The sequence below is a fragment of the Pseudomonas sp. NKUCC02_KPG genome (assembly GCF_019345465.1).
Classification (GTDB): domain Bacteria; phylum Pseudomonadota; class Gammaproteobacteria; order Pseudomonadales; family Pseudomonadaceae; genus Aquipseudomonas.
In genome coordinates this window covers 279071-301450 of record NZ_JAHKRC010000002.1, presented here as the reverse complement: position 1 = coordinate 301450, position 22380 = coordinate 279071, and the positions used below count along the sequence as shown (strand labels likewise).

Sequence of the window (22380 nt, the reverse complement as noted above, 5' to 3'; positions counted from 1 at the left end):
CGACGTGTGCCAACAGCAACGGCCCCTGTGAGACCTGCTCGGGTCACTCAAATACCGGTTTAAAGAAGCTTCGCTCGTAACTCAGGATGCAGCGATTGTCTTCAGCCAGTTTGAAGGCGGCAATGCATTCGGCATCGGTTTTTGAGCGCTCGCGGTAGTCTTCATAGGCCGCAAGGCTGGGGAAGGTAAACATGGCCAGGGCAATGTTGTTGGCGCCTTCCGAGGGCAGGAAGTAGCCGTGGTGCTGACCGCCGAATTTCTCGACCAGGGGTATCCAGATTCGCCCGTACGCTTCAAATTCGGCCAGCTTGTAAGGGTCAATGACATAACGCAGATAGCACGTGATCATGTGTTCACTCCATGAGGCGAAAGGAGATCGAGACTAGTCTCCAGCCGCCCCACGGGTCAACAGACTCAAAGAGGATGCAGACGATCATCCTCGGCATAGATCGCCGTGTGCAAACCACCCTCGGCATCGCGCCAGGCGCGGTACATGCCGGGCGTATTGAAGCTCAACACGGTCTCGCCGGACGGTGACACTGCCACCACACCGCCGTTGCCTCCCAAGGTCTTGAGTTCGCCCTGCACAACCTGCTCACAGGCATCCGCAAGGGTTGATCCCACCAGCCGGATACGCGACGCAATATTGTGCGCCACCACGGTACGCATGAAGAATTCGCCGTGGCCGGTCGCCGAGATCGCGGCACTGCGGTCATCCGCCCAGGTGCCGGAGCCGATCAGCGGCGAGTCACCCACGCGTCCGTAGCGTTTGTTGGTAATGCCGCCGGTAGAGGTGGCCGCCGCAACATGCCCCTGTCGGTCCAGTGCCACGGCCCCCACGGTGCCAAACTTTTTCTCCACGCCTCCCGGTTCCAGCAGCACCGTCTCCGGTTGTTGCTGCTGGGCAGCCCACTGACGACGACGCAAGGGGGTGTCGTACCAGTCGTTGCTGACGTGCTCCAGGTCAGGTTGCTCGGACAGGAACAGATCCGCCCCCGCGCCTGCCAGCAGCACATGTTCGCTGTGTTCCAGGACTGCCCGGGCGCCGCAAATGGGGTTGCGCACGTGGTGTACCCCAGCCACCGCACCGGCTTCGAGGTTAGCGCCGTTCATGATCGCCGCGTCCAGTTCGTGGTCTCCGGCATGGGTAAATACCGCACCTTTACCCGCGTTGAACCACGGACACTCTTCCAGTTCGACCACGCTTGCCTGCACGGCGTCCAGGCTGCTGCCGCCCTGTTCCAGCACATCAACACCGGCCCTGAGGGCCTGCAGCAGCGCGGCGTGGATCGCCTGTTCGTCATCCTGGGTCAATACACCGGGCATCAGAACACCGGCGCCGCCATGCAGGGCCATCGCTATGGATTGAGTCATTGCGCATGCACTCCGTGATTAATTATCTGGCTCAAAAAGCGTTGGGTACGCGGTGATTCCGGGGCCGAGAAAAACCGCTCGGGGGGGGCTTCTTCGACGATTTCGCCCTGGTCCATGAATACGATCCGGTCTGCGACCTTACGGGCAAAACCCATTTCATGGGTCACGCAAATCATGGTCATGCCTTCCTGGGCGAGGCTGGTCATCACGTCCAGTACTTCGGCGATCATTTCCGGGTCCAGGGCCGAAGTCGGTTCGTCGAACAGCATAACCTTGGGTTGCATGCACAATGCCCGGGCAATGGCGATACGTTGTTGCTGGCCACCGGACAACTGCGAGGGAAACTTGTTGGCGTGGTCGCGCATCTTGACCTTGTCCAGCAAGCCCAGCGCACGCTCGATGGCTTCAGCCTCGGGTACGCCCAGATTAGACGTCTGGGGCAAGGTGCAGTTTTTCAGTACCGTGAGGTGCGGGAACAGGTTGAAGTGCTGGAAACACATGCCCACCTGCCGGCGAATACGCTCCAGGCCCTTGACGCTGCCATTGAGCTCCTCGCCCAGCACTTCGACCAGGCCCTGCTGGTGTTGCTCAAGTTGATTGATGCAGCGGATCAGGGTCGATTTGCCGGAGCCCGACGGCCCGCAGATCACCACCTTTTCTCCGGCGTGCACATTCAGCGAGATGTTTTTCAGCACGTGGGCATTGCCGAACCACTTGTTCAATTGTTCGATACGCACCATCGCGGCGGCATCTGCCTTGGGTTTCATGATCATGAGCGGCTTTGCTCCATACGAAGTTCAAGATGTCGGGCATAGCGCGACAGTGCAAAACAGATGACAAAGAAATAGATCGCCAGGAAGACGTAAATTTCATGGCCGTACTCAACCCATTCAGGTGCGACGGCGGTGCTCATGGCGATGCCGACGATGTCCAGCACGCCGACGATCATCACCAGCGTGGTTTCCTTGAACAGGCCGATAAATTGCGTGAGCAACGGCGCAATGGACTGCTTGAGCACTTGCGGCAGGATGATCTGGACCATGGTTTTCCAGTAGCCAAAACCCAGGGCCATTGCCGCTTCGTACTGCCCCTTGGGCAGGTTCTGCAGACCGCCGCGCAGGGTCTCGGCCATATAGGCGGCGGTAAACAGGATCAGCACCAGTTGCACCCGCAACAGGATGTCGAATGCCGAATCCGGCGGCAGAAACAGCTGGATCATCAGCGACGCCATAAACAGCAGCGAGATCACCGGCACCGAGCGCACCAGTTCGATGTAGAGCACGCACAGCATGCGGACAACCGGCAGCTTTGAACGTCGGCCCAAGGCCAGCAGGATCCCCAGAGGCAAGGCGAAAATCATCCCTGCCGTACCCAGAAAGACCGTCACCAGCATCCCGGCAAACTTGGTCGAAGACACCTCGGGCAAACCGGCCCCACCCTTGAGCAGCCACCACATCACGATCGGCAGCAAGGCCAGGTACGCCAGCAGCAGGCGCCGGTCCAGACGCTTGAAAAACAGCAGGACAAACGCAGCGCCCGCCAGTATCAGCGACAGGGTCACCCGCCACTGCTCGGCTTGCGGGTAGAAGCCATACACAAACAGGTTCCAGCGCTGGGTGATCGGCAGCCAGCACGCCCCGCCGGGGTTGCAGTCCTTGGCGCTGTCGCCCACGAACGTCGCGTCGAACACCAGCCAGTTGAGTGCCGCAGGAATGCACCAGCACAACAGTGCAATCACGCTGAGCGTCAGCAGGCTGTGGCCCACACTGGGGAACAGCTGACTACGGCTCCAGGCCAGCGCCCGCTGTGCCCAGGGCAATCTTGGAGGTGCCAGCGGGATAGACAGTGATTGATTCATGGCGGTCATGTTCAGTGCCCCCTCTGGCCAATGCGGTGGTTGTAGATGTTCATTCCCAGGGAGATCACCAGACTGATCGCACAGTAAGTCCCCATGACCAGCGCGATGCACTCAATGGCCTGGCCCGTCTGGTTCAGGGTGGTGCCGCCGGTAGACGACACCAGCTCCATGAAGCCGATGACCACACCCAGCGAGGAGTTCTTGACGATGTTCAGGTACGTGTTGGTGATCTGCGGGATCATCGGGTAGATCGCTTGCGGCACGATCAGTTGGCGCAGGGTTGACCCGGATTTGAAGCCGAGCGCTTTGGCCGCTTCGTACTGGCCGCGATGCACCGACTCAATGGCGCCCCTGACGATTTCTGCAATGTAGCTTGCGCTGTAGAACGACAAGGCCAGGCACAGGGCAAGCATCTCCGGAACCAGGGTAATCCCGCCCTTGAACCCGAAACCGCGCTGCACGGGCACTTCCCATTGCAAATGGGCATCGCTCAGAACGTACACCAGCAACGGCAGCAACACCGCACCGGCCAACAGCAGAGGCCAGCGCCTGGAGGCAAAACCTCGCCACGGCGTTCGGGCTTCCCTGACGCGACAAAACACATAGGCCAGCAGCGTGCCCAGCAGCATCAGGGCCAGGCCCCAACCGACCTGACTGCCTTGGGCAAGCCACGGCAGGTTCAGGCCGTTGTTGTTCAAAAACACCACGCCAAACAGCGAAGCCGAATGCTTGACCCCTGGCAACGCCAGTACCAGGCCGTACCACCAGACCAGATGCACCACCAGCGGCACGTTGCGCAGGAACTCGATGCACGTCCCGCTCAGGCGCTTGATCAGCCAGTTGTCCGACACGCGGGCCATGCCCAGTGCGCCCCCCAGCAGGGTTGCCAGCACAATGCTCAGTACCGACACCAGCAAGGTGTTGAGCAACCCCACCAGATAGGCCCGGGCATAGCTCGCGTCCGGGGTGTAATCGATCAGCGAAAAACTGATGTCGTAGCCAGCGCGCTGGGATAAAAACCCGAAGCCCGAGGCAATATTCAGATTTTTCAGGTTCAGCGCAGCGTTGCTGGAAAGCAGATAAAAGGCCGCCGCAACCAGAGCCAGGACCAGCCCTTGCTGCAACACACTCGACAGGCGCAGGTTGTGCGAACGAAAAGTCGACATGACAGTAATTCCCTTAACGAATCGGCGGCGCGTACATCAAGCCATTGTCTTTCCAGCTGCGGTTCAGCCCGCGCGGGATGTTCAGTGCCGTCTGCTGGCCGAGGTTGCGGTCATAGATCTGCGCGTAGTTGCCGACTTGCTTGAGGGCGCGGTATGCCCAGTCACTGTCCAGGCCAAAGGACTTGCCGATCGTGCCTTCAGTGCCCAGCAAACGGGCGATGTCGGTCGACGCCGTTTTGTCACTGTGCAGTTGGTCGACGTTTTCAGACGTCACTCCCAGCTCTTCACCCGTCATCAGGGCATAGGCGGTCCAGGTCACGATATTGCGCCAGGTGGTGTCACCTTGGGCGACGAAGGCGCCCAGGGGCTCCTTGGAAATCACTTCCGGCAACAGCACGTAGTCCTGAGGGTTGTTCATCAGCGCCAATCGGGCAGCCAGGCCGGAGGAGTCATTGGAGATGGCGTTGCAGCGCCCGCGCTGAAACGCGGCGTACAGCTCGGGGCTTTTCTCGATGACGACCGTCTTGTACGTCAGGCCGCGCCGACCGAAATAGTCTTCGAGGTTCTGCTCCGACGTGGTGCCCGGCGACAGGCAGAAAGTTGCACCGTCCAGATCCGTCAGCTTTTTGATGCCATCCGCGGCGTGGGTCATGAAACCCTGGCCGTCGTAAAACCAGACCGTGGTGAAGTCCACCCCCAGGTTGGCCACCCGCTCGGCGGTCCAGGATGCGGCCCGCGACAGAATGTCGATTTCCCCTGAAGCCAGGGCGGTAAAGCGGTTTTTTGCGGTGGTGGTCAGGTATTCGACCTTGTCCGCATCGCCCAGTACGGCGGCGGCAACGGCACGGCACAGATCAACGTCCATGCCGGTCCAGCGACCTTTGTCGTCGATCAGGGAAAACCCCGGTTTGTCGCCGGCCACACCGCAGCGCACGCTGCCATGGGCCTTGACCTTGTCCAGCACACCTGCCTGGGCAACTTGAGCTCCGGTCACCAGCAGCGCCAGCAGTGGTGCCCCAAGTAAAAGCTTCACCCTATTCAATTTGTGCATATCATTGCCCCTTCAAAATTCTTCTTGTTATGCCTGACAACCACAATCCAACGGCAGGTGGCGGTTGAGACGCACAATAAAGACAGAGGCATGGGCCGGATAGCGACTATTGATCCACTAAGCTGGACGCGCTATCGAATATTGGAATAACACGATGAACATCGACTGGTATGAAGACTTTCTCGCCCTGGCCGATACCGGCAAGTTCACGGCGGCGGCCAGCATGCGCGGCTCTTCGCAATCGGCGCTGAGCCGGCGAATTCAATTGCTGGAAGCGCACCTGGGAGCCACCCTGATCGACCGCGAACGCAACCCGGTACGCCTGACGGCCGCCGGTGAAGCCTTGCTGCCCAATGCCGTGGAATTGGTGCGCATGGCCCGCGACTGTGAACAGAGCGTAAAAGTGCTTAATCGGCCGTTGACCTTTGCCTCGTTGCACACCCTGGCGTGCAACTTCTTCCCGGACTGGATCAGCCAGTTGAACAGCGCGCGATCGCCGCTGTTCACCCGGATCGACACTGGCTATCGAAGCACCGACGATTACTACATGGCGCTGATGTCCGGGCGTTGCGATTTCATCCTGTTCTACCGTGATACCAAGACGGCGCCCTACTCGCGCCAGAGCGAATTCGAGGTCAAGTCCCTGGGCCATGACGAGCTGTACTGGGTGGCCACCCCGGCACTGGCGGCGCATTGCGCGCAGACCGATGAGCCGATCCCGCTGCTCAGTTACTCGCGCAGTGCCCAACTGCATGAATTGTCCCGTATCCAGATCAACCGCCACCCTCAACCCCATCGCCTGCTGCAAGTGTTTGAGGCCACCGTGTCCGAAGCCCTCAAGCCGATGGTTGCCAGCGGCCAGGGCGTGGCCTGCATGCCCCACAGCATGGTTGCGCCGCTGATTGAGCGCGGGGAACTGGTGCGTTTGTATCCGGATATGGAGTCTGACCATCTGGAAGTGATTCTGGTGCGCTGGCGGGACAACCGTAACCCCCAGGCCGATGCCTTTTGGCAACGGTTGTAGACAAAGAACGTGTAAAGATCCCGGGACCGCTGCGCACCGGCGACAGGCGTACACAGGGGCGAAAGCGCTTTGGTTACTTTGCCGTTTTTGCAAAGTGACTCGCTGTAAGAGCGAAACCCATATTCCAGTTAGACATGCATGCCGGATATCACCAAAGCCCCCCCATCGCGGCCCCGCACAACACCAGCCCCACTACGAACTTTCAGGATTTTTCGCACAGGTTTGCCAATTGCTGAGGTATCGGCACGACGCCTATAGTCAGCCCTCGCCGATAAGGCGACCGGGTTTGGCGACCTGGAACTTGAACAATGGTTACGTTGGGCTGTTGTGATAGATGGCAGAGCGTGTATTTTGCATCGCGATGCTTTATGGCAGCTGTACGTGGGAGATCTTCGGGTCTGCCGGTGTTCCTTGTTCTACCGGTTCGCCAACCCGCGTACAGCGGCCATCTGTTTTCGTTTGGCGACATTAGCGTGTGGCTCCAACCAAGCAACAAGGAGCATCACTTATGACGCAACATCCATTTATTCCGCTAACCGCCATCGACTGCACCATCCCCGCCTTATTTATCGACCGCAATACGCCCCTCGATGTACTTCACGCCAACGCCGTGGCCCGCATGCTGGCGGCAACCCAACTTATGGAAACACTCTCCAGCCGCGAATTGCAGCAGGCAGATTCGGTTGATCTCAAACATCTGGCCACGGCTGCTGCGCTGCTACTGCGAGATGGTTGTGACGTGTTGAATGTGTTGAGTTGGCGATTGCAGCCTGCATAGAAAAACACCCCAGTGCAGGGTTTTACGACGGCTGCGTCTACAGGATTCGCCAACAACTCCGTGTTGTAGCCGCTGACGAGTAGAACGAGGCTGCGATCGAGCGCGCAGCGGTCGCAAAACCAGTACACGCGGTATGCCTGATTAACCGAGGAAGCTGACTTTACGACTGCTACGTCGCAGTGGCTCACCAAACCCAACGCAGCCTCGCACGGCTCGTCAGCGACTACAGATCGTGAATGCAACCCACCAACCAGGTCGGCCGCCTCGGCGTGCACTGCTTTTGATCTGCCCGCCCCTTCGGGAGGCCGAGAGGAGGTTCTGCGCAGTGGGTCGACCGGCATGGATGCCGGGAGAACCGTGTTGGGCCATGGGGCGGGACCGGAGCGAAGGCCGTACGCAGGGGCGAAAGCGCTTTGGTTACTTTGCCGCTTTTGCAAAGTGACTCGCTGTAAGAGCGAAACCATCATTTCAGTTAACCGCGGATGCCGGATATGTACCCCGTGTGCCAGTTGTTTTGCGAAGCGCCCGCACCTATGCCGAGTCCATATCCATTCGATATGTCACGACTTTCTACGGGTTCCGCCCTCACTCCGGCACTGTCATGGGGGCACGCCGCGCTCGCAAACCCTGCACACCCGATCTGTCTGAGAATGCGAGGGCTGCGCTCCTCAGCGGCTACAGTTTGTCTGCGCCCAGCCCCGCCTGAATTTTTCCCACCACCTCCTGCATCGCCGGTAAAAAGCGCCGTGCAGCTTCCTCGACCGGCATGGCCTTGGCGATATACACCAGGTTCAGGCAACCCATCACACGCTCCTCGTGCATCACCGGGATCGCAATCGCCGCGATCTTGCGCTCTTCTCCCCAGTGCGCGTTGTTTTCGCCATAGCCCTTGCTGCGCGTGTGCTCCACCAGTCGCTCGACGAATCGGCGATCCGTCGCCAGCGCCGACTGCGAGTCGTCCCGACTGATCATCAACTCGATCAATTCTTCCCGCTCGGCCGGCGGGCAGAACGCAAAGTACGCCCGACCGGTCGCCGTCATCAGCAAGGGCAAGCGGCGCCCCACCATCGAACGGTGAAACGACAGGCGACTGAAACGGTGAGTGGTTTCGCGAATCACCATCGCGTCGCCATCCAGGGTGCACAGGTCGGTGGGCCAGGCCACTTGCTGGAGCAACTGGCCAAGCAAGGGCGCTGCAATTGAAGAAATCCACTGCTCATCGCGAAAGCCTTCGCTCAGCTCACGCACCTTCAGGGTCAACCGGTAGCTGTCATCCGATTCACTGCGGCGCACGTAGCCTTCAGCCTGCAACGTCTCCAGCAAACGACGCACGGTCGTGCGGTGCAAACCGCTCTGCTCGGCCAACTGAGCGGTACTGGCGCCCCCGTCGAAACGGTTGAGACCGTTGATCAGTAATAGCCCGCGCATCAGGCCCCGCACGGCCTTGTATTCGGTTTCGCTCATGTGTTTTCCATTATTTTTATCGGTAAATCAACGATGTGCACTGAGTGCACCCTAACAAGGGTTGTCGTTGTTCACCAGCTTCGCGATTTCCATACTGCGCCCAACAAGAAATCCAAAAAAAGCGCTGTACGGAGATACCCATGAGTTCTGCACCCACTGCTTCCCCCTTGGACCTGAGCACCGATATCGCCATTGTCGGGGCTGGTCCTGTCGGGCTGATGATCGCCAATTACCTGGGCCAATGTGGTGTAAACGTCACCTTGGTGGAAAAGCTCGACAGCCTGATCGACTACCCGCGCGCCATTGGCCTGGACGACGAAAGCCTGCGCACATTCCAGGCCGTCGGCCTTGCCGATAACGTGCTGCCGCACACCACGCCCTGGCATGCGATGCGCTTCATGACGCCCAAAGGTCGCTGCTTTGCAGACATCCAGCCCAAGACCGATGAGTTTGGCTGGTCCCGCCGTAACGCCTTTATTCAGCCGCTGGCTGACCGCGTGCTGTTCGAAGGCCTGCAACGCTTTGACAACGTCAAGGTGCTGTTCGGCCGCGAACTCGAAGGCTTCGAGCAAAGCGACAGCGGTGTTCAACTCACACTGAAAAACGCCGAGGGTCGCAGCGAACGCCTGCAGGCCAAGTACCTGATTGGCTGCGATGGCGGCAACAGCCTGGTGCGCCGCAGCCTGGACATCAGTTTTGAGGGCAAGACCGCGCCCAATCAGTGGATCGTGGTGGATATCGCCAACGACCCCCTGAGCACGCCCCATGTGTACCTGTGCTGCGACCCGGTGCGCCCGTACGTGTCCGCCGCCCTGCCCCACGGCGTGCGCCGCTTTGAGTTTATGGTGATGCCCGGCGAGACCGAAGCCGAGCTGAGCAAGCCCGAAAACATGCGCAAACTGCTGGCCAAGGTCCTGCCGGACCCGGACCGCATCGAGCTGATTCGCAGCCGCGTCTATACCCACAACGCCCGCCTCGCAGGCCGCTTCCGCCAGGGCCGGGTACTGCTGGCCGGGGATGCCGCGCATATCATGCCGGTCTGGCAAGGCCAGGGTTACAACAGCGGCATGCGCGATGCCTCCAACCTGGCCTGGAAACTGTCACTGGTGATCAAGGGCCTGGCCAGTGACCGCCTGCTCGACAGCTATGAGCTGGAGCGCCGGGATCACGCCAAGGCCATGATCGACCTCTCGGTACTGGCCGGCCACGTACTGGCCCCCCCCAAGCGCTGGCAGGGCACCCTGCGCGATGGCGTCTCGTGGCTGCTCAACTATGTGCCGCCGGTCAAACGCTACTTCGTCGAGATGCGCTTCAAGCCCATGCCGCAATACACCCGTGGCGCCCTGATCGTGCCGAGCGAAAAAGGCTCGCCGGTGGGCAAGATGTTCATTCAGCCCAAGGTGCTGACCGACGCCGGTGCGACCGTGCTCCTCGATGAAGTGATCGGCGAGAATTTCGCCATTATCGCCTGGGGCTGCGACCCGACCTGGGGCCTTACGGCGGCGCAGATTGCGCAATGGAAAACCCTGGGCACGCGGTTTATTCAAGTGCTGCCGGATGTCCAGCTCAGGGCTCCGAGCGACGCCGGCAACGACGTGATTCGGGTCGGCGACAGCACTGGCCGCCTGCGCGAGTGGTTCGCCCGCGGCTCATCGTCCATTGCCCTGCTGCGCCCTGATCGCTTCCTCGCCGGGCTGGCCACACCGCAAACCCTCGGCAAGGCCTGCAATGAACTGGCCCTGGCGCTCAACGCGCAACCACACATCCAGGTGACGCCAGCCGTCAGCAAGGTGGCTTGAGATGAGCGCCTATTTGCACTGTTTGTCACACACGCCGCTGGTGGGCTACGTCGACCCGGCCCCCGAAGTGCTGGCCGAAGTGGACAGCATGATCCGCGATGCCCGCGAGCGCATCGCCCGCTTCGACCCGCAGCTGATCGTGCTCCTGGGGCCCGATCACTACAACGGCTTTTTCTACGACGTCATGCCGCCTTTTTGCATTGGCATGGCCGCCGATGCCATTGGTGATTTCGATACCGCCGCCGGCCCTCTCGACGTACCCAAAGCCCTGGCCGAAGCCTGCGCCCAAGCCGTCATGGAGGCTGGTATCGACACCGCCGTGTCCTACCGAATGCAAGTCGATCATGCCTTTGCCCAACCGCTGGAACTGTTGCTGGGCGGGTTGCGCACCTGCCCGGTGATTCCGGTCTTCATCAATTCGGTGGCCGTGCCCCTGCCCGGTTTCAAGCGGGCACGACTGCTGGGCGAGGCCATCGGCCAGTGGGCCAGATCACTGGACCTGCGCGTGCTGTTCCTGGCCTCCGGAGGCCTGTCCCATCAGCCCCCGGTGCCAGAGCTGGCCAAGGTCGATGCCCGCATGGCCGACCGCTTGATGGGCAGCGGCCGCCAGTTGCCCGCCGATGAACGCGCCGCACGCCAGCAACGGGTCATCCAGGCCGCCCGGCACTTCGTCGAAGACCAGAACACCCTGCATCCCCTCAATCCGGTCTGGGACCAACAGTTTCTCGACACGCTGGAGCAGGGCCGCTTGAGCGACCTCGATGCACTGGGCAATGACGCGCTGTCGGCGCTCGCCGGTAAATCGACCCACGAGGTGAAAACCTGGGTCGCCGCATTCGCCGCATTGTCCGCCTTTGGCCCCTACCAAACCGAAGGCCGCTACTACCGCCCGATTCCCGAATGGATTGCAGGCTTCGGCGCCCTTGGCGCGCAGCCGCTGACCCACCCCCTTTGAATTCAAGGAACTCTGCCATGACTGCCACTGCCAGCGTATTCACTGAAGCCTCGACCAGCCGCTTTGCCCGCATCAAGGAAGGCGACCTGGACCTGCAATTGCACTACAACGACGTCGGCCAGGGTGCCGAGACCGTGGTCATGCTCCACGGCTCCGGGCCCGGCGCCAGCGGCTGGGCCAACTTCAACCGCAACATCGAACCGCTGGTGACTGCCGGTTACCGGGTGATCCTGCTCGATTGCCCGGGCTGGAGCAAAAGCGACCCGGTGGTGAGCGAAGGCTCACGCTCCAACCTCAATGCGTCGGCGCTCAAGGGTCTGCTCGATGTGCTGGACCTTGACCGGGTGCACATCATCGGCAACTCGATGGGTGCCCACAGCACCGTGGCCTTCGCTCTGGAAAACCCCGAGCGCATCGGCAAACTGATCCTCATGGGCGGCGGCACCGGCGGCCCGAGCGCGTTTGTGCCCCAGCCCACCGAAGGCATCAAGCTGATCGGTGCGCTGTACCGCGAGCCGACCATCGAGAACCTGAAGAAGATGATGAGCGTCTTCGTTTTCGACACCAGCAGCCTGACCGAAGAACTGTTCCAGACCCGCCTGGATAACCTCCTGGCGCGCCGCGACCACCTGGAAAACTTCGTCAAAAGCAGCACCCTCAATCCCAAGCAGTTCCCCGACTTCAGCCATCGCCTGCACGAAATCAGCGCCGAAACCCTGCTGGTCTGGGGGCGCGAAGACCGCTTTGTGCCGATGGACACCGGCTTGCGCCTGCTGGCAGGGCTGCCCAAGGCGCAGCTGCACGTGTTCAACCGCTGCGGCCACTGGGCGCAATGGGAACACGCCGACACCTTCAACCGCATGGTGCTGGACTTCCTGACCCACTGATGACCGAGACCGCCATGAACCCGACTCCCGAAACACTGGCCCGACTGGCCGCCGACCTGCGCCACGCCGAAACCCACGGCAGCGCCATCGCTCCCCTGCGCGAGCTGATCGGTGAAGACAACGCGACAGCCGCCTACACCATCCAGCAACTCAATGTCGCCCACGGCGTCGCCAACGGACGCCGGGTAGTGGGCCGAAAAATCGGCCTGACCAACCCCAAGGTGCAGGCGCAGCTGGGCGTGGACCAACCGGACTTCGGCACCCTGTTCGCCGACATGTGCTACGGCGACAACCAGACCGTACCCATCGATCGCGTGTTGCAACCCAAGATCGAGGCGGAAATCGCCTTGATCCTCAAACATGACCTGCCCCACTCCGACACCACCTTCGACGAAGTCATGGCCGCCACCGGCTGGGTGGTCCCGGCCCTGGAAATCGTCGGCAGCCGCGTGCAGCAGTGGAACATCCGCTTTGTCGACACGGTGGCCGATAACGCCTCCAGCGGCTGCTACGTACTCGGCGGCCCGGCCCGCAGCCTAGAGGGGCTGGACTTGCGCAATGCGGGCATGCGCATGACCCGCAATGGTGAAGAAGTTTCCAGTGGCAGCGGCGCGCAATGCCTGGGCCACCCGCTCAATGCGGCCGTGTGGCTGGCTTGCACCATGGCGCGCCTGGGCAACCCGCTGCAAGCGGGCGACATCATCCTGACCGGCGCACTGGGGCCGATGGTGGCTGTGGCCGCCGGTGATCGTTTCGACGCCCATATCGAAGGCATCGGCAGTGTCGGTGTGGACTTCTCGCAACACAGCAGCGCCGAGTAATCGGCGACTTGCGTGCAACTGAGGCAACAATAATGAACAAGAAACTCAAGGTCGCCATCATCGGCTCCGGCAATATCGGCACCGACCTGATGATCAAAATCCTGCGCAATGCCCGGCACCTGGAAATGGGCGCAATGGTCGGCATCGACCCGGCCTCCGACGGTCTGGCCCGTGCTGCCCGCATGGGTGTTGCAATCACCCACGAAGGGGTAGAAGGCCTGACGCGCATGGACGTGTTCAAGGACATCGACTTCGTGTTCGATGCCACCTCCGCCGGTGCCCATGTCAAGAACGACGCCTTTCTGCGGGCCATCAAACCCGGCATCCGCCTGATTGACCTCACCCCGGCCGCCATCGGTCCGTACTGCGTACCGGTGGTCAACCTGGAACAGAACCTCGACCAGCTCAACGTCAACATGGTGACCTGCGGCGGGCAGGCGACCATTCCGATGGTCGCCGCCGTGTCCCGTGTTGCCAAGGTGCATTACGCCGAAATCGTCGCGTCGATTGCCAGCAAATCTGCCGGGCCGGGCACCCGCGCCAATATTGACGAGTTCACCGAAACCACCTCCAGGGCCATCGAAGTGATTGGCGGAGCAACCAAGGGCAAGGCGATCATCGTGATGAACCCGGCCGAGCCGCCGCTGATGATGCGCGACACCGTGTTTGTGCTCAGCGAAGCCGCAGACCAGGCACTGGTCGAGGCGTCTGTCGTCGAAATGGCGGCAGCCGTGCAAGCCTATGTGCCGGGCTATCGCCTCAAGCAACGCGTGCAGTTTGACGTAATCCCTGAAGACAGGCCGCTGACCATTCCCGGACTGGGCAGGTTTTCCGGCCTCAAGACGTCGGTGTTTCTTGAAGTCGAAGGCGCCGCCCACTACCTGCCGGCCTACGCCGGAAATCTCGACATCATGACCTCCGCAGCCTTGGCCACCGCCGAGCGCATGGCGCTGTCGATGCTCAACGCCTGAGGGGAAAACCATGAACGGTAAAAAGATCTACATCAGCGACGTCACCCTGCGCGACGGCAGCCACGCGGTACGCCACCAGTACTCGTTGCAAAACGTGCAAGACATCGCCCGCGCCCTGGACAAGGCCCGCGTCGACGCCATCGAAGTGGCCCACGGCGACGGTCTGCAAGGTTCAAGCTTCAACTACGGCTTTGCCTCCCATACCGATCTGGAGTGGATCGAAGCGGCGGCGGACGTGATCAGCCACGCCAAAATCACCACCCTGCTGCTACCCGGCATCGGCACGGTTCACGACCTCAAGGCCGCGTACAACGCCGGGGCCCGGGTGGTGCGCATTGCCACCCACTGCACCGAAGCCGACGTATCGAAGCAGCACATCGAATACGCCCGTGAACTGGGCATGGACACCGTGGGCTTCCTGATGATGAGCCACATGATCCCGGCCGAGCAGCTGGCGGCCCAGGCCAAACTGATGGAGAGCTACGGCGCGACCTGCGTGTACATGGCCGACTCGGGCGGAGCGATGAACATGCAGGACATTCGCGATCGCTTCCGCGCGTTCAAGGCCGTGCTCAAGCCTGAAACCGAAACCGGCATGCATGCCCACCACAACCTGTCGCTGGGCGTGGCCAACTCGATTACGGCGGTGGAAGAAGGCTGCGACCGGATCGATGCCAGCCTCGCAGGCATGGGGGCCGGGGCCGGCAATGCCCCGCTGGAAGTGTTTATCGCCGCCGCCGAACGCCTGGGCTGGAACCACGGCACAGACCTTTACACGCTGATGGATGCCGCGGACGACATCGTCCGACCGTTGCAGGATCGCCCGGTGCGGGTTGACCGCGAGACCTTGGCGCTGGGTTATGCCGGGGTGTATTCGAGCTTCTTGCGCCACGCCGAAATCGCTGCGGCCAAGTACGGCCTCAAGACCCTGGACATCCTGGTTGAACTGGGCAAGCGGCGGATGGTGGGCGGTCAGGAAGACATGATCGTCGACGTGGCGCTGGACCTGCTCAAACGCTAAGGCCTTCCTTACCCCCTTGTGGGGGCGGGCTTGCTCGCGATGCAGGCAACGCGGTTTACCTGACGAACCGCATTGATCCGATCGCGAGCAAGCCCGCTCCCACAGAAACAGGGGTTATCGCTGCTTCATCCATAACAACAATAAAACGGGTACAGCCCATGACTTCACTCAATCTGCAAATGGCCCGCACCATCGGCCTGTGTTTTCTCGTTGCCCTCATGGAAGGCCTCGATCTACAGGCCGCAGGGATCGCTGCTCAAGGCATGGCTGCCGCGTTCGAACTGGATAAATTACACATGAGCTGGGTGTTCAGCGCCGGAATTTTCGGCCTGTTGCCCGGTGCGTTCGCGGGTGGATGGCTGGCTGACCGCATTGGCCGCAAACGCGTGCTGATGGCCTCGGTGGGGCTGTTCGGGGTGTTCTCCCTTGCCACCGCATTGGCCTGGGACTTTAACAGCCTGCTGGTCGCACGTTGCCTCACCGGCGTAGGCCTTGGCGCCGCCCTGCCCAACCTGATCGCCCTCACCAGCGAAGTGGCTGGCCCGCGCTTGCGCGGTACGGCGGTAAGCCTGATGTATTGCGGCGTGCCTTTGGGCGCCGCGCTGGCCGCCCTGATCGGCATCGCCGACCTGGCCGGTGGCTGGCAAGTGGTGTTCTACGTCGGTGGCGTGGTGCCGCTGTTGATCGTGCCGCTGCTGGGGCTCTACCTTCCCGAATCACAGCAGTTTCGCAACGTTCAGGGCGAGGCGCCCATCGGTGTGGTTCAGGGTTTGTTTCGCGAGGGCGCGGCGCTGCCGACTGCGCTGATCTGGATCAGCTATTTCTTTACCCTGATGGTGGTCTACATCCTGATCAACTGGCTGCCCAGCCTGGTGATCGGCCAGGGTTTCACCGGGCGCCAGGCCAGCTGGGTGATGCTTGCCCTGCAAATTGGCGCAGCGACCGGCACCCTGTTTCTGGGCTGGGTCATGGACCGCCTGCCCGCCTGGGCCCTGTCGGCACTGATCTATGTGGGCATCCTGGTGTCACTGACCGCCCTTGGGTTGGCGAGCCATCTGCCAGCCATGCTGGCGGCGGGCTTTATTGCCGGTTTTTTTGCCACTGGAGGCCAATGCGTGCTCTACGCCCTGGCACCGCATTTCTATCGCCCCTCGATACGCGCCACAGGCGTGGGCAGCGCGGTGGCCATCGGTCGCCTCGGAGCCATGAGCGGCCCCTTGGTGGCCGGCAAGATGCTCGCGCTGGGCACCGGCACCGCCGGGGTGATGCTGGCATCGGCGCCAGGCATCGTGATTGCGGCCGTGGCCATGTTTTACCTGTCGGTGCGGCGCAACGCAGCAGCACCAGACTGACAACCTGCGCGCCGAAAGGTGCGCAGTGCTCCACCCCCCCCATAACAATAAAAGTGAACCTGCCATGCTCAAGACTGTTCTTCGGGCGCTCAGCGCCTGCACCTGCGTTTTATCCATGGGGCCTGCGTTGGCCAGCGGCTTTGTCGATGACAGCCACGCTGACCTGGTGATGCGCAACTATTACTTCGATCGCAACTACGTCAATGCAACGCCCCAGGCCGCTGCCCGGGAATGGGCACAGGGGTTTATCCTCAACCTGCGCTCGGGCTACACCGAAGGTCCGGTCGGGTTTGGCCTGGACGCCCAGGGCTTGCTCGGTGTGCGCCTGGACTCCTCACGCGCACGCACCGGCACCGGCCTGCTGCCCTACAACGCCACCACCCGCGAACCTGCCGATGAGTACTCGGAACTGGGGCTGACAGCCAAGGCCCGCGTCTCGAAAAGCGAGCTGCAACTGGGCACCATCAGCACCTTTTTGCCGATCGCATTCGCCAGCCCTACCCGCCTGCTGCCGCAAACGTTTCGCGGTGCGTATCTGAAGTCCCAGGAAATTGATCAACTGACGCTGCACGTCGGCTGGCTGGACCGCATCAACCTGCGCGACTCAACCGACTACCAGAAAATGTCGGTCGGTTCCCCCAATGGCCGCTTCAATGGTGCTGCCGAGTCGAACCGCTTCATGTTTATCGGCGGTGACTACGCCTGGTCACCGCACCTGACCCTCAAGTACTACCACGCTGAACTGGCGCAGCTGTACCGCAAGGATTTTTACGGCTTTGTCGACAATCGCCCGATGGGCCCCGGCAGCCTGAAAAGTGATTTTCGTTTGTTTATCACTGGCGAAGACGGCGCAGCCAAAGCCGGGACGGTGGACAACCGCAATGCGGCACTGATGCTGACCTACAGCCTGGGCGCCCATAAATTTGGCGCCGGTTACATGCAACTGACCGGCAAGACCGGCATGCCGTATCTGTTTGGCACCGAACCGCTGGTGATCACCGAAGGCACCCTGAGTTCGGAGTTCCTCAACCCCAAGGAACGCAGCTGGCAGGTGCGCTATGACTACAACTTTGCCGGGATGGGCGCGCCGGGCCTCAACGGCATGCTGCGCTACGTGAGTGGCGACAATATCGAGCTGGCCCGGTTCGGCGGTTCGAACCTGAGCGAGAGCGAAAAGGACATCGAGGTCTCTTACGTGCTGCAGAGCGGACCGCTCAAGGACCTCTCCCTGCGGTTGCGCAACGCCTGGTACCGCAACGATTTCACGGCACAGGCCAGCCACCGGGATGACAACGAGTTGCGGGTCAATATCGATTACACCTGGAAGCTGTGGTGACGATTTACGACAACAAATGCGACATGGGCTGGCTGAGCAGGCAGGACTTTAGATAAGCTCTGCCACCCCCATCAGCAACCAGCGGTAAGCGCATGATTGAAGTCACCGAGGTTTCCATAGCCCAACTGCGCGCCGCGCTCGAATCCGGCCAAACCACGGCGGTCGAACTGGTGCAGGCCTATCTCGCACGGATCGACGCCTACGACACCCCGAACACTCCCACCGCACTCAATGCGGTGGTAGTGCGCAACCCGCAGGTGCTGACCGAGGCCCGGGCATCCGATGCCCGCCGGGCCAAAGGCCAGACCCTTGGCCCGCTGGATGGCATCCCTTACACCGCCAAGGACAGTTACCTGGTCAAGGGCCTGACGGCGGCGTCGGGCAGCCCGGCCTTCAAGGACCTGGTGGCGTACCGCGATGCGTTCACCATTGAACGCCTGCGCGGAGCCGGTGCCATCTGCCTGGGCAAGACCAACATGCCGCCCATGGCCAACGGCGGGATGCAACGCGGTGTTTATGGCCGCGCCGAAAGCCCGTACAACGCTGACTACCTCACGGCCCCCTTCGCTTCCGGCTCGTCCAACGGCGCAGGCACTGCCACGGCGGCCAGCTTCTCGGCATTCGGCCTGGCAGAAGAAACCTGGTCGAGCGGACGCGGCCCGGCTTCCAACAATGGTTTGTGTGCCTACACCCCGTCACGGGGTGTGATCTCGGTGCGCGGCAACTGGCCACTGACACCGACCATGGACGTGGTGGTGCCGTTTGCCCGAACCATGGGTGATCTTCTGGAAGTGCTCGATGTGGTGGTGGCTGAAGACCCGGACACCCGCGGCGATTTGTGGCGCCTGCAACCCTGGGTGCCCATCCCGAGTGTCGCTTCGGTGCGCCCGGCTTCATATGCCGAGCTCAATGCCAATGGCGCCGCACTGGCGGGCAAGCGCTTTGGTGTGCCGCGCATGTACATCAATGCCGACCCTGAGGCCGGCACCAGCGAGTCACCGGGTATCGGCGGCCCTACGGGGCAGCGCATCATCACCCGCGCCTCGGTCATTGATCTGTGGCAAGCCGCGCGCAAGGCCATCGAAGCCCAGGGCGGAGAAGTGATCGAAGTCGACTTCCCGCTGGTATCCAACTGCGAGGGCGACCGCCCTGGTGCCCCGACAGTGTTTACCCGTGGGCTGGTGTCCAAAGCGTTTTTGCATGATGAGTTGTGGGAGTTGTCGGCCTGGGCGTTTGACGACTTCCTGCGGGCCAACGGCGATCCAAAACTGAACCGGTTGGCCGATGTCGATGGCCCGCAGATTTTCCCTCACGACCCGGGCACCCTGCCCAATCGCGAAGACGAACTGGCGGCGGGCATGGACGAATACGTGCGCATGGCCGAGCGCGGGATTACCCCGTGGGACCAGATCAGCACCGTTCCGGACGGCCTGCGCGGTCTTGAGCAGACACGTCGAATCGACCTGGAAGACTGGATGGACCGGTTGGGTCTCGATGCCGTGCTGTTCCCGACCGTGGCCGACGTGGGTCCGGCGGATGCGGATGTCAATCCGGCCTCGGCGGACATCGCCTGGAGCAATGGCGTGTGGGTGGCCAACGGCAACCTGGCGATTCGGCATTTGGGCGTGCCTACGGTCACGGTGCCAATGGGCGTAATGGCGGATATCGGCATGCCGGTGGGGCTGACCTTTGCGGGCCGTGCGTATGACGATTCGGCGTTACTGCGTTTTGCTTCGGCGTTTGAGGCTACGGGCTCCAAGCGAGTGATCCCGCCGCGTACACCGCCGTTGTCGGGTCGTTAACTGGAGGATCTCGTCAGCGGTCGTAAATCCGGAATACGCGGTATGCCTGATTAACCGTGGATGCTGATCTTACGACTGCTGCACAGCCGATCGCAGCCTCGCACGGCTCGTCAGCGACTACAGTTCGCCATCTACCCTTGTAGTCGCTGACGAGTAGAACGAGGCTGCGATCGATCGCGAAGCGGTCGCAAAACCGGTAAACGCGGTAAGCCTGATTAACCGTGGAAGCTGATCTTACGACTGCTTCGCAGCCGATCGCAGCCTCGCACGGCTCGTCAGCGACTACAGTTCGCCATCTACCCTTGTAGTCGCTGACGAGTAGAACGAGGCTGCGATCGATCGCGAAGCGGTCGCAAATCCGGTACACGCGGTATGCCTGATTAACCGTGAACGCTGATCTTACGACTGCTTCGCAGCCATCGCCGTCACTTCTACCCGCATCCCTTCAACCGCCAACGAGGCCACTCCCACCGCCGCACGCACCGGCCACGGCTTGGCAAAAAATCGTTTGTACACTTCGTTAAACGCCGCACGATCAGCCATGTCGGTCAGGTAGATAGTCAGGTGCAACACCCGGTCCATCGAACTGCCCGCCTTCTCCAGCGCTACCTTGAGCGCCTGCAGCGTGCATTCGCTCTGCTCGACAATCCCGCCCAGCTCAAGGCTGCCGTCAGCACGGGTCGGGATCTGGGTGGACATCAGGATGCCGCCGAAGCCGGCAACATCCGATGAGATGGAGTCAGCATCAGGATCGGGAACAAACGTCAGGTCGTGATTACTCATGGGAGTCTCTTGTTTGAGTCAAACAAGGATTGTCGCGTGTGCCAGCACCGCCGACAACCCTTGCCAGGATCACACTCCCCCGACGCTACAACGGCCCGGGCTCCACACCCTTGAAGCTCAACCCCTGGCTGTCGCTCACTTGCCAGGGGTTGGTCCCGCCCGTATCGGTAAACACCACCTCTGCAAACTGCGAGTCTTTCAAGCCGTCAATCCGCGCTTTGGCCGGGCCGCTGAAACGCACTCGCTCGAAGACCAACCCTTGGTGGTAAGCGTTGTTTTTACTGTCGCCCTTGACCTCGATAGCCGCTCCCCGGGCGTTCTCGACACTCACGTCGGTGACGCGAATATCCCGGAATTGTCCCGGCACCGTCGAGCGCCGGTAGTCGAGCTTGGCGTTCGGGTCGTTGTAGTCGAGGGTGAAAATAAACGCCTGCTTGACGGTGTTGCGAATCGCAGAATCGCGGAAGGTGACGTTGCGCGCACCGCCATCCATGAAGTTGGTGCTCTTCATGCGCAGCCCCGCATCGGTGCCGTCCGAGACGTTGTCTTCTGCAAGGATGTTTTGAATCCAGGCGCCGGTATGGCTGCCCGCAACGACCATGCCGTGGCCCTTGCGGAAGAAGTTGTTGAAGATCCAGGCATCTTCCTGGGGCTTCTGATGCACCGCATCGGCCCCGGTGCCCGCGGCGAAGTTGACGCAGTCATCACCGGTGTCGAAAAAGTTGTTGAACACCATGGCGCCCTTGCTGTTCGCAAATTCGATGCCATCGCCATTGTTGGCGTCGTAGGTCTTGTGCGTGGTGTTGGCCAGCACCACGTTTTCGGTCTCCAGGTTCATGATCCCGTGGTAGGCCGGATTGAGCACGGTGAAGCCGCCATAAAACACATTCTTCACGTCACGCAAGGTGATCAATGAGGAGCGCATCTGCCCATACGCATCCTTGACGTTCATGCCGCGGGCAACGGCTTGCTCCACCTGGGCCTTGGCCAAAACGCCGTCCAGCATGTAGCGGGTGTTATCGCTGGGCAGGTAGAACGGCAGCGCCTGACCCGTCTCGTCCTGCACATCGGCCTGGCGCTTCCAGCCATTGCCGTCAATGGTGCCCGGGCCGACGATGCGAATATTTTCGAAGCGCTGGTGCTGCTTCGGATCTCTGGGCAACGCGTTGATCAAGGACGCCGGCCGCACAGTGGTGGAATACGGATACTGGATATAACCCGCCAGCGGATAGTCTTCGGCCCGCTCGGAGCCCAGCAACGTGGCGCCTTCAGCCATTTGCAGGGTCATGTTGCTCTTGAGGTAAAGCGCCCCGCTTTTGTAGATGCCCTTGGGCAGCAGCACTTTGCAGCCGACGGTACAGGCGTCGATGGCGCTCTGGATGGCTTGCGTATCGAGGCTGCTGCCGTCACCCCTGGCGCCGTACTGCATGACGTCAAAGACCGCAGGCACAGGGGTGGTGCGTTGCTCCACGGCCGGGCTGTCGACCGATTCCTGGCCATCAGCTCCTACCGAACGCACGGTAAAACGGTACGGGGTGTCCGGCTTGAGGCCCTGTGCGGTGTAGCTGTGGATGCCGATGCGGTGGTGAAAGTTGGCCTTGTCCTGCTCGTAGAAGCGGTTGATGTAAGGCTTGGCGGGCGACACCCGGTCATTGTTGGCGTTACTGCTGCCCAGCAGCACGCCGTTGGCGTAAACCCGGTAATCCTTGACCGCAGCATGGTCTGCCGGTTTTTCCCAGACCAGAATGATCTCCTGATCATCAAAGGCCAGGGTCGGCACTTGCACCTTCAGTGGCGCCTGCAACGCGGCCCACAGCGGCAGGCTGAACCCCAGCGCCAGGGTGGCCACCGCCGACCGGGTCAGCACCCGCCTGGGTAAAGCAGTCGTCGTGTTTTGATCCAACATATTGTCTTCCTTATTGTTGTGAATCGTCACGC

At 61.4% G+C, this 22380-nt stretch carries 20 protein-coding genes; 11 read left to right on the top strand and 9 right to left on the bottom strand.

The genetic code is table 11. The annotated features are described in order from the left end of the window. Positions 1-43 precede the first annotated feature (43 nt). From KO536_RS04310 to KO536_RS04285, 6 genes are all read right to left on the bottom strand, one after another. Positions 44-349 (bottom strand): NIPSNAP family protein, encoded by a 306-nt coding sequence (locus tag KO536_RS04310; protein ID WP_048351632.1) that lies wholly within the window; start codon positions 347-349, stop codon positions 44-46. 65 nt (positions 350-414) lie between these two features. After that, a complete protein-coding gene (locus tag KO536_RS04305) occupies positions 415-1374 on the bottom strand; it encodes an isoaspartyl peptidase/L-asparaginase family protein (RefSeq protein WP_219261206.1) in 960 nt (319 codons plus the stop codon). Further along, complete coding sequence (locus KO536_RS04300) at positions 1371-2147, bottom strand: amino acid ABC transporter ATP-binding protein (protein WP_133077584.1); 777 nt, start codon at positions 2145-2147, stop codon at positions 1371-1373. Before KO536_RS04300 ends, KO536_RS04305 begins: the two co-directional genes overlap by 4 nt. Continuing rightward, positions 2144-3241 carry an amino acid ABC transporter permease gene (locus KO536_RS04295; protein ID WP_219261205.1) on the bottom strand — a complete coding sequence of 366 codons (1098 nt, stop codon included), beginning with the start codon at positions 3239-3241 and terminating at the stop codon, positions 2144-2146. Before KO536_RS04295 ends, KO536_RS04300 begins: the two co-directional genes overlap by 4 nt. 2 nt (positions 3242-3243) lie before the next feature. After that, the gene (locus KO536_RS04290; protein ID WP_219261204.1) at positions 3244-4398 is read right to left on the bottom strand and encodes an amino acid ABC transporter permease; all 1155 of its coding nucleotides are present in this window, start codon (positions 4396-4398) and stop codon (positions 3244-3246) included. Positions 4399-4411: 13 nt separating this feature from the next. Then, complete coding sequence (locus tag KO536_RS04285; protein ID WP_133077581.1) at positions 4412-5449, bottom strand: amino acid ABC transporter substrate-binding protein; 1038 nt, start codon at positions 5447-5449, stop codon at positions 4412-4414. A gap of 154 nt (positions 5450-5603) precedes the next feature. Between KO536_RS04285 and KO536_RS04280 the strand changes: the two genes are divergently transcribed. Both KO536_RS04280 and KO536_RS04275 read left to right on the top strand, forming a co-directional pair. Beyond that, entirely contained in the window at positions 5604-6473 is an 870-nt protein-coding gene (locus KO536_RS04280; protein WP_219261203.1) for a LysR family transcriptional regulator, read from the top strand. A gap of 508 nt (positions 6474-6981) precedes the next feature. Next, positions 6982-7251, top strand: a complete 270-nt coding sequence (locus KO536_RS04275) for a short-chain dehydrogenase (RefSeq protein WP_219261202.1) — start codon at positions 6982-6984, stop codon at positions 7249-7251. A gap of 675 nt (positions 7252-7926) precedes the next feature. On the opposite strand, the gene KO536_RS04270 is transcribed toward KO536_RS04275, so the two are convergent. Further along, complete coding sequence (locus tag KO536_RS04270; protein ID WP_219261201.1) at positions 7927-8715, bottom strand: DNA-binding transcriptional regulator; 789 nt, start codon at positions 8713-8715, stop codon at positions 7927-7929. A 140-nt stretch (positions 8716-8855) separates the two neighbouring features. Here KO536_RS04270 and KO536_RS04265 point away from each other — a divergent pair, with 140 nt between their 5' ends. From KO536_RS04265 to KO536_RS04225, 9 genes are all read left to right on the top strand, one after another. Continuing rightward, entirely contained in the window at positions 8856-10514 is a 1659-nt protein-coding gene (locus tag KO536_RS04265) for a bifunctional 3-(3-hydroxy-phenyl)propionate/3-hydroxycinnamic acid hydroxylase (protein WP_133077578.1), read from the top strand. Position 10515: 1 nt separating this feature from the next. Next, positions 10516-11469 (top strand): 3-carboxyethylcatechol 2,3-dioxygenase, encoded by a 954-nt coding sequence (mhpB, locus tag KO536_RS04260; RefSeq protein ID WP_133077577.1) that lies wholly within the window; start codon positions 10516-10518, stop codon positions 11467-11469. 17 nt (positions 11470-11486) lie between these two features. Next, positions 11487-12356, top strand: coding sequence for an alpha/beta fold hydrolase (locus tag KO536_RS04255; protein ID WP_219261200.1), 870 nt, complete (start codon positions 11487-11489; stop codon positions 12354-12356). Positions 12357-12370: 14 nt separating this feature from the next. Further along, complete coding sequence (mhpD, locus tag KO536_RS04250; protein WP_219261270.1) at positions 12371-13177, top strand: 2-keto-4-pentenoate hydratase; 807 nt, start codon at positions 12371-12373, stop codon at positions 13175-13177. A gap of 32 nt (positions 13178-13209) precedes the next feature. Then, entirely contained in the window at positions 13210-14148 is a 939-nt protein-coding gene (locus KO536_RS04245) for an acetaldehyde dehydrogenase (acetylating) (protein WP_219261199.1), read from the top strand. A gap of 10 nt (positions 14149-14158) precedes the next feature. Next, positions 14159-15169, top strand: coding sequence for a 4-hydroxy-2-oxovalerate aldolase (dmpG, locus tag KO536_RS04240; RefSeq protein ID WP_046808984.1), 1011 nt, complete (start codon positions 14159-14161; stop codon positions 15167-15169). Positions 15170-15327: 158 nt separating this feature from the next. After that, entirely contained in the window at positions 15328-16521 is a 1194-nt protein-coding gene (gene mhpT / locus KO536_RS04235; protein ID WP_219261198.1) for a 3-(3-hydroxy-phenyl)propionate transporter MhpT, read from the top strand. 64 nt (positions 16522-16585) lie between these two features. After that, positions 16586-17857, top strand: a complete 1272-nt coding sequence (locus KO536_RS04230; RefSeq protein ID WP_133077574.1) for an OprD family porin — start codon at positions 16586-16588, stop codon at positions 17855-17857. A 92-nt stretch (positions 17858-17949) separates the two neighbouring features. Then, on the top strand, positions 17950-19659 hold the full coding sequence (locus tag KO536_RS04225) for an amidase (RefSeq protein ID WP_219261197.1): 1710 nt from the start codon (positions 17950-17952) through the stop codon (positions 19657-19659). Positions 19660-20058: 399 nt separating this feature from the next. Here KO536_RS04225 and KO536_RS04220 read toward each other — a convergent pair whose 3' ends face one another. Both KO536_RS04220 and KO536_RS04215 read right to left on the bottom strand, forming a co-directional pair. Next, positions 20059-20442: a RidA family protein gene (locus KO536_RS04220; RefSeq protein WP_048351613.1), complete on the bottom strand. Its 384-nt coding sequence runs from the start codon at positions 20440-20442 to the stop codon at positions 20059-20061. Positions 20443-20527: 85 nt separating this feature from the next. After that, on the bottom strand, positions 20528-22348 hold the full coding sequence (locus tag KO536_RS04215; RefSeq protein WP_219261196.1) for a glycoside hydrolase family 28 protein: 1821 nt from the start codon (positions 22346-22348) through the stop codon (positions 20528-20530). Between the last annotated feature and the right edge of the window lie 32 nt (positions 22349-22380).

Bases quoted from the DNA above. Each gene is read 5' to 3' on its own strand.
- KO536_RS04310 (WP_048351632.1), bottom strand. From the start codon at position 349: ATGATCACGTGCTATCTGCGTTATGTCATTGACCCTTACAAGCTGGCC.
- KO536_RS04305 (WP_219261206.1), bottom strand. From the start codon at position 1,374: ATGACTCAATCCATAGCGATGGCCCTGCATGGCGGCGCCGGTGTTCTG.
- KO536_RS04300 (WP_133077584.1), bottom strand. From the start codon at position 2,147: ATGATCATGAAACCCAAGGCAGATGCCGCCGCGATGGTGCGTATCGAA.
- KO536_RS04295 (WP_219261205.1), bottom strand. From the start codon at position 3,241: ATGACCGCCATGAATCAATCACTGTCTATCCCGCTGGCACCTCCAAGA.
- KO536_RS04290 (WP_219261204.1), bottom strand. From the start codon at position 4,398: ATGTCGACTTTTCGTTCGCACAACCTGCGCCTGTCGAGTGTGTTGCAG.
- KO536_RS04285 (WP_133077581.1), bottom strand. From the start codon at position 5,449: ATGCACAAATTGAATAGGGTGAAGCTTTTACTTGGGGCACCACTGCTG.
- KO536_RS04280 (WP_219261203.1), top strand. From the start codon at position 5,604: ATGAACATCGACTGGTATGAAGACTTTCTCGCCCTGGCCGATACCGGC.
- KO536_RS04275 (WP_219261202.1), top strand. From the start codon at position 6,982: ATGACGCAACATCCATTTATTCCGCTAACCGCCATCGACTGCACCATC.
- KO536_RS04270 (WP_219261201.1), bottom strand. From the start codon at position 8,715: ATGAGCGAAACCGAATACAAGGCCGTGCGGGGCCTGATGCGCGGGCTA.
- KO536_RS04265 (WP_133077578.1), top strand. From the start codon at position 8,856: ATGAGTTCTGCACCCACTGCTTCCCCCTTGGACCTGAGCACCGATATC.
- mhpB (WP_133077577.1), top strand. From the start codon at position 10,516: ATGAGCGCCTATTTGCACTGTTTGTCACACACGCCGCTGGTGGGCTAC.
- KO536_RS04255 (WP_219261200.1), top strand. From the start codon at position 11,487: ATGACTGCCACTGCCAGCGTATTCACTGAAGCCTCGACCAGCCGCTTT.
- mhpD (WP_219261270.1), top strand. From the start codon at position 12,371: ATGAACCCGACTCCCGAAACACTGGCCCGACTGGCCGCCGACCTGCGC.
- KO536_RS04245 (WP_219261199.1), top strand. From the start codon at position 13,210: ATGAACAAGAAACTCAAGGTCGCCATCATCGGCTCCGGCAATATCGGC.
- dmpG (WP_046808984.1), top strand. From the start codon at position 14,159: ATGAACGGTAAAAAGATCTACATCAGCGACGTCACCCTGCGCGACGGC.
- mhpT (WP_219261198.1), top strand. From the start codon at position 15,328: ATGACTTCACTCAATCTGCAAATGGCCCGCACCATCGGCCTGTGTTTT.
- KO536_RS04230 (WP_133077574.1), top strand. From the start codon at position 16,586: ATGCTCAAGACTGTTCTTCGGGCGCTCAGCGCCTGCACCTGCGTTTTA.
- KO536_RS04225 (WP_219261197.1), top strand. From the start codon at position 17,950: ATGATTGAAGTCACCGAGGTTTCCATAGCCCAACTGCGCGCCGCGCTC.
- KO536_RS04220 (WP_048351613.1), bottom strand. From the start codon at position 20,442: ATGAGTAATCACGACCTGACGTTTGTTCCCGATCCTGATGCTGACTCC.
- KO536_RS04215 (WP_219261196.1), bottom strand. From the start codon at position 22,348: ATGTTGGATCAAAACACGACGACTGCTTTACCCAGGCGGGTGCTGACC.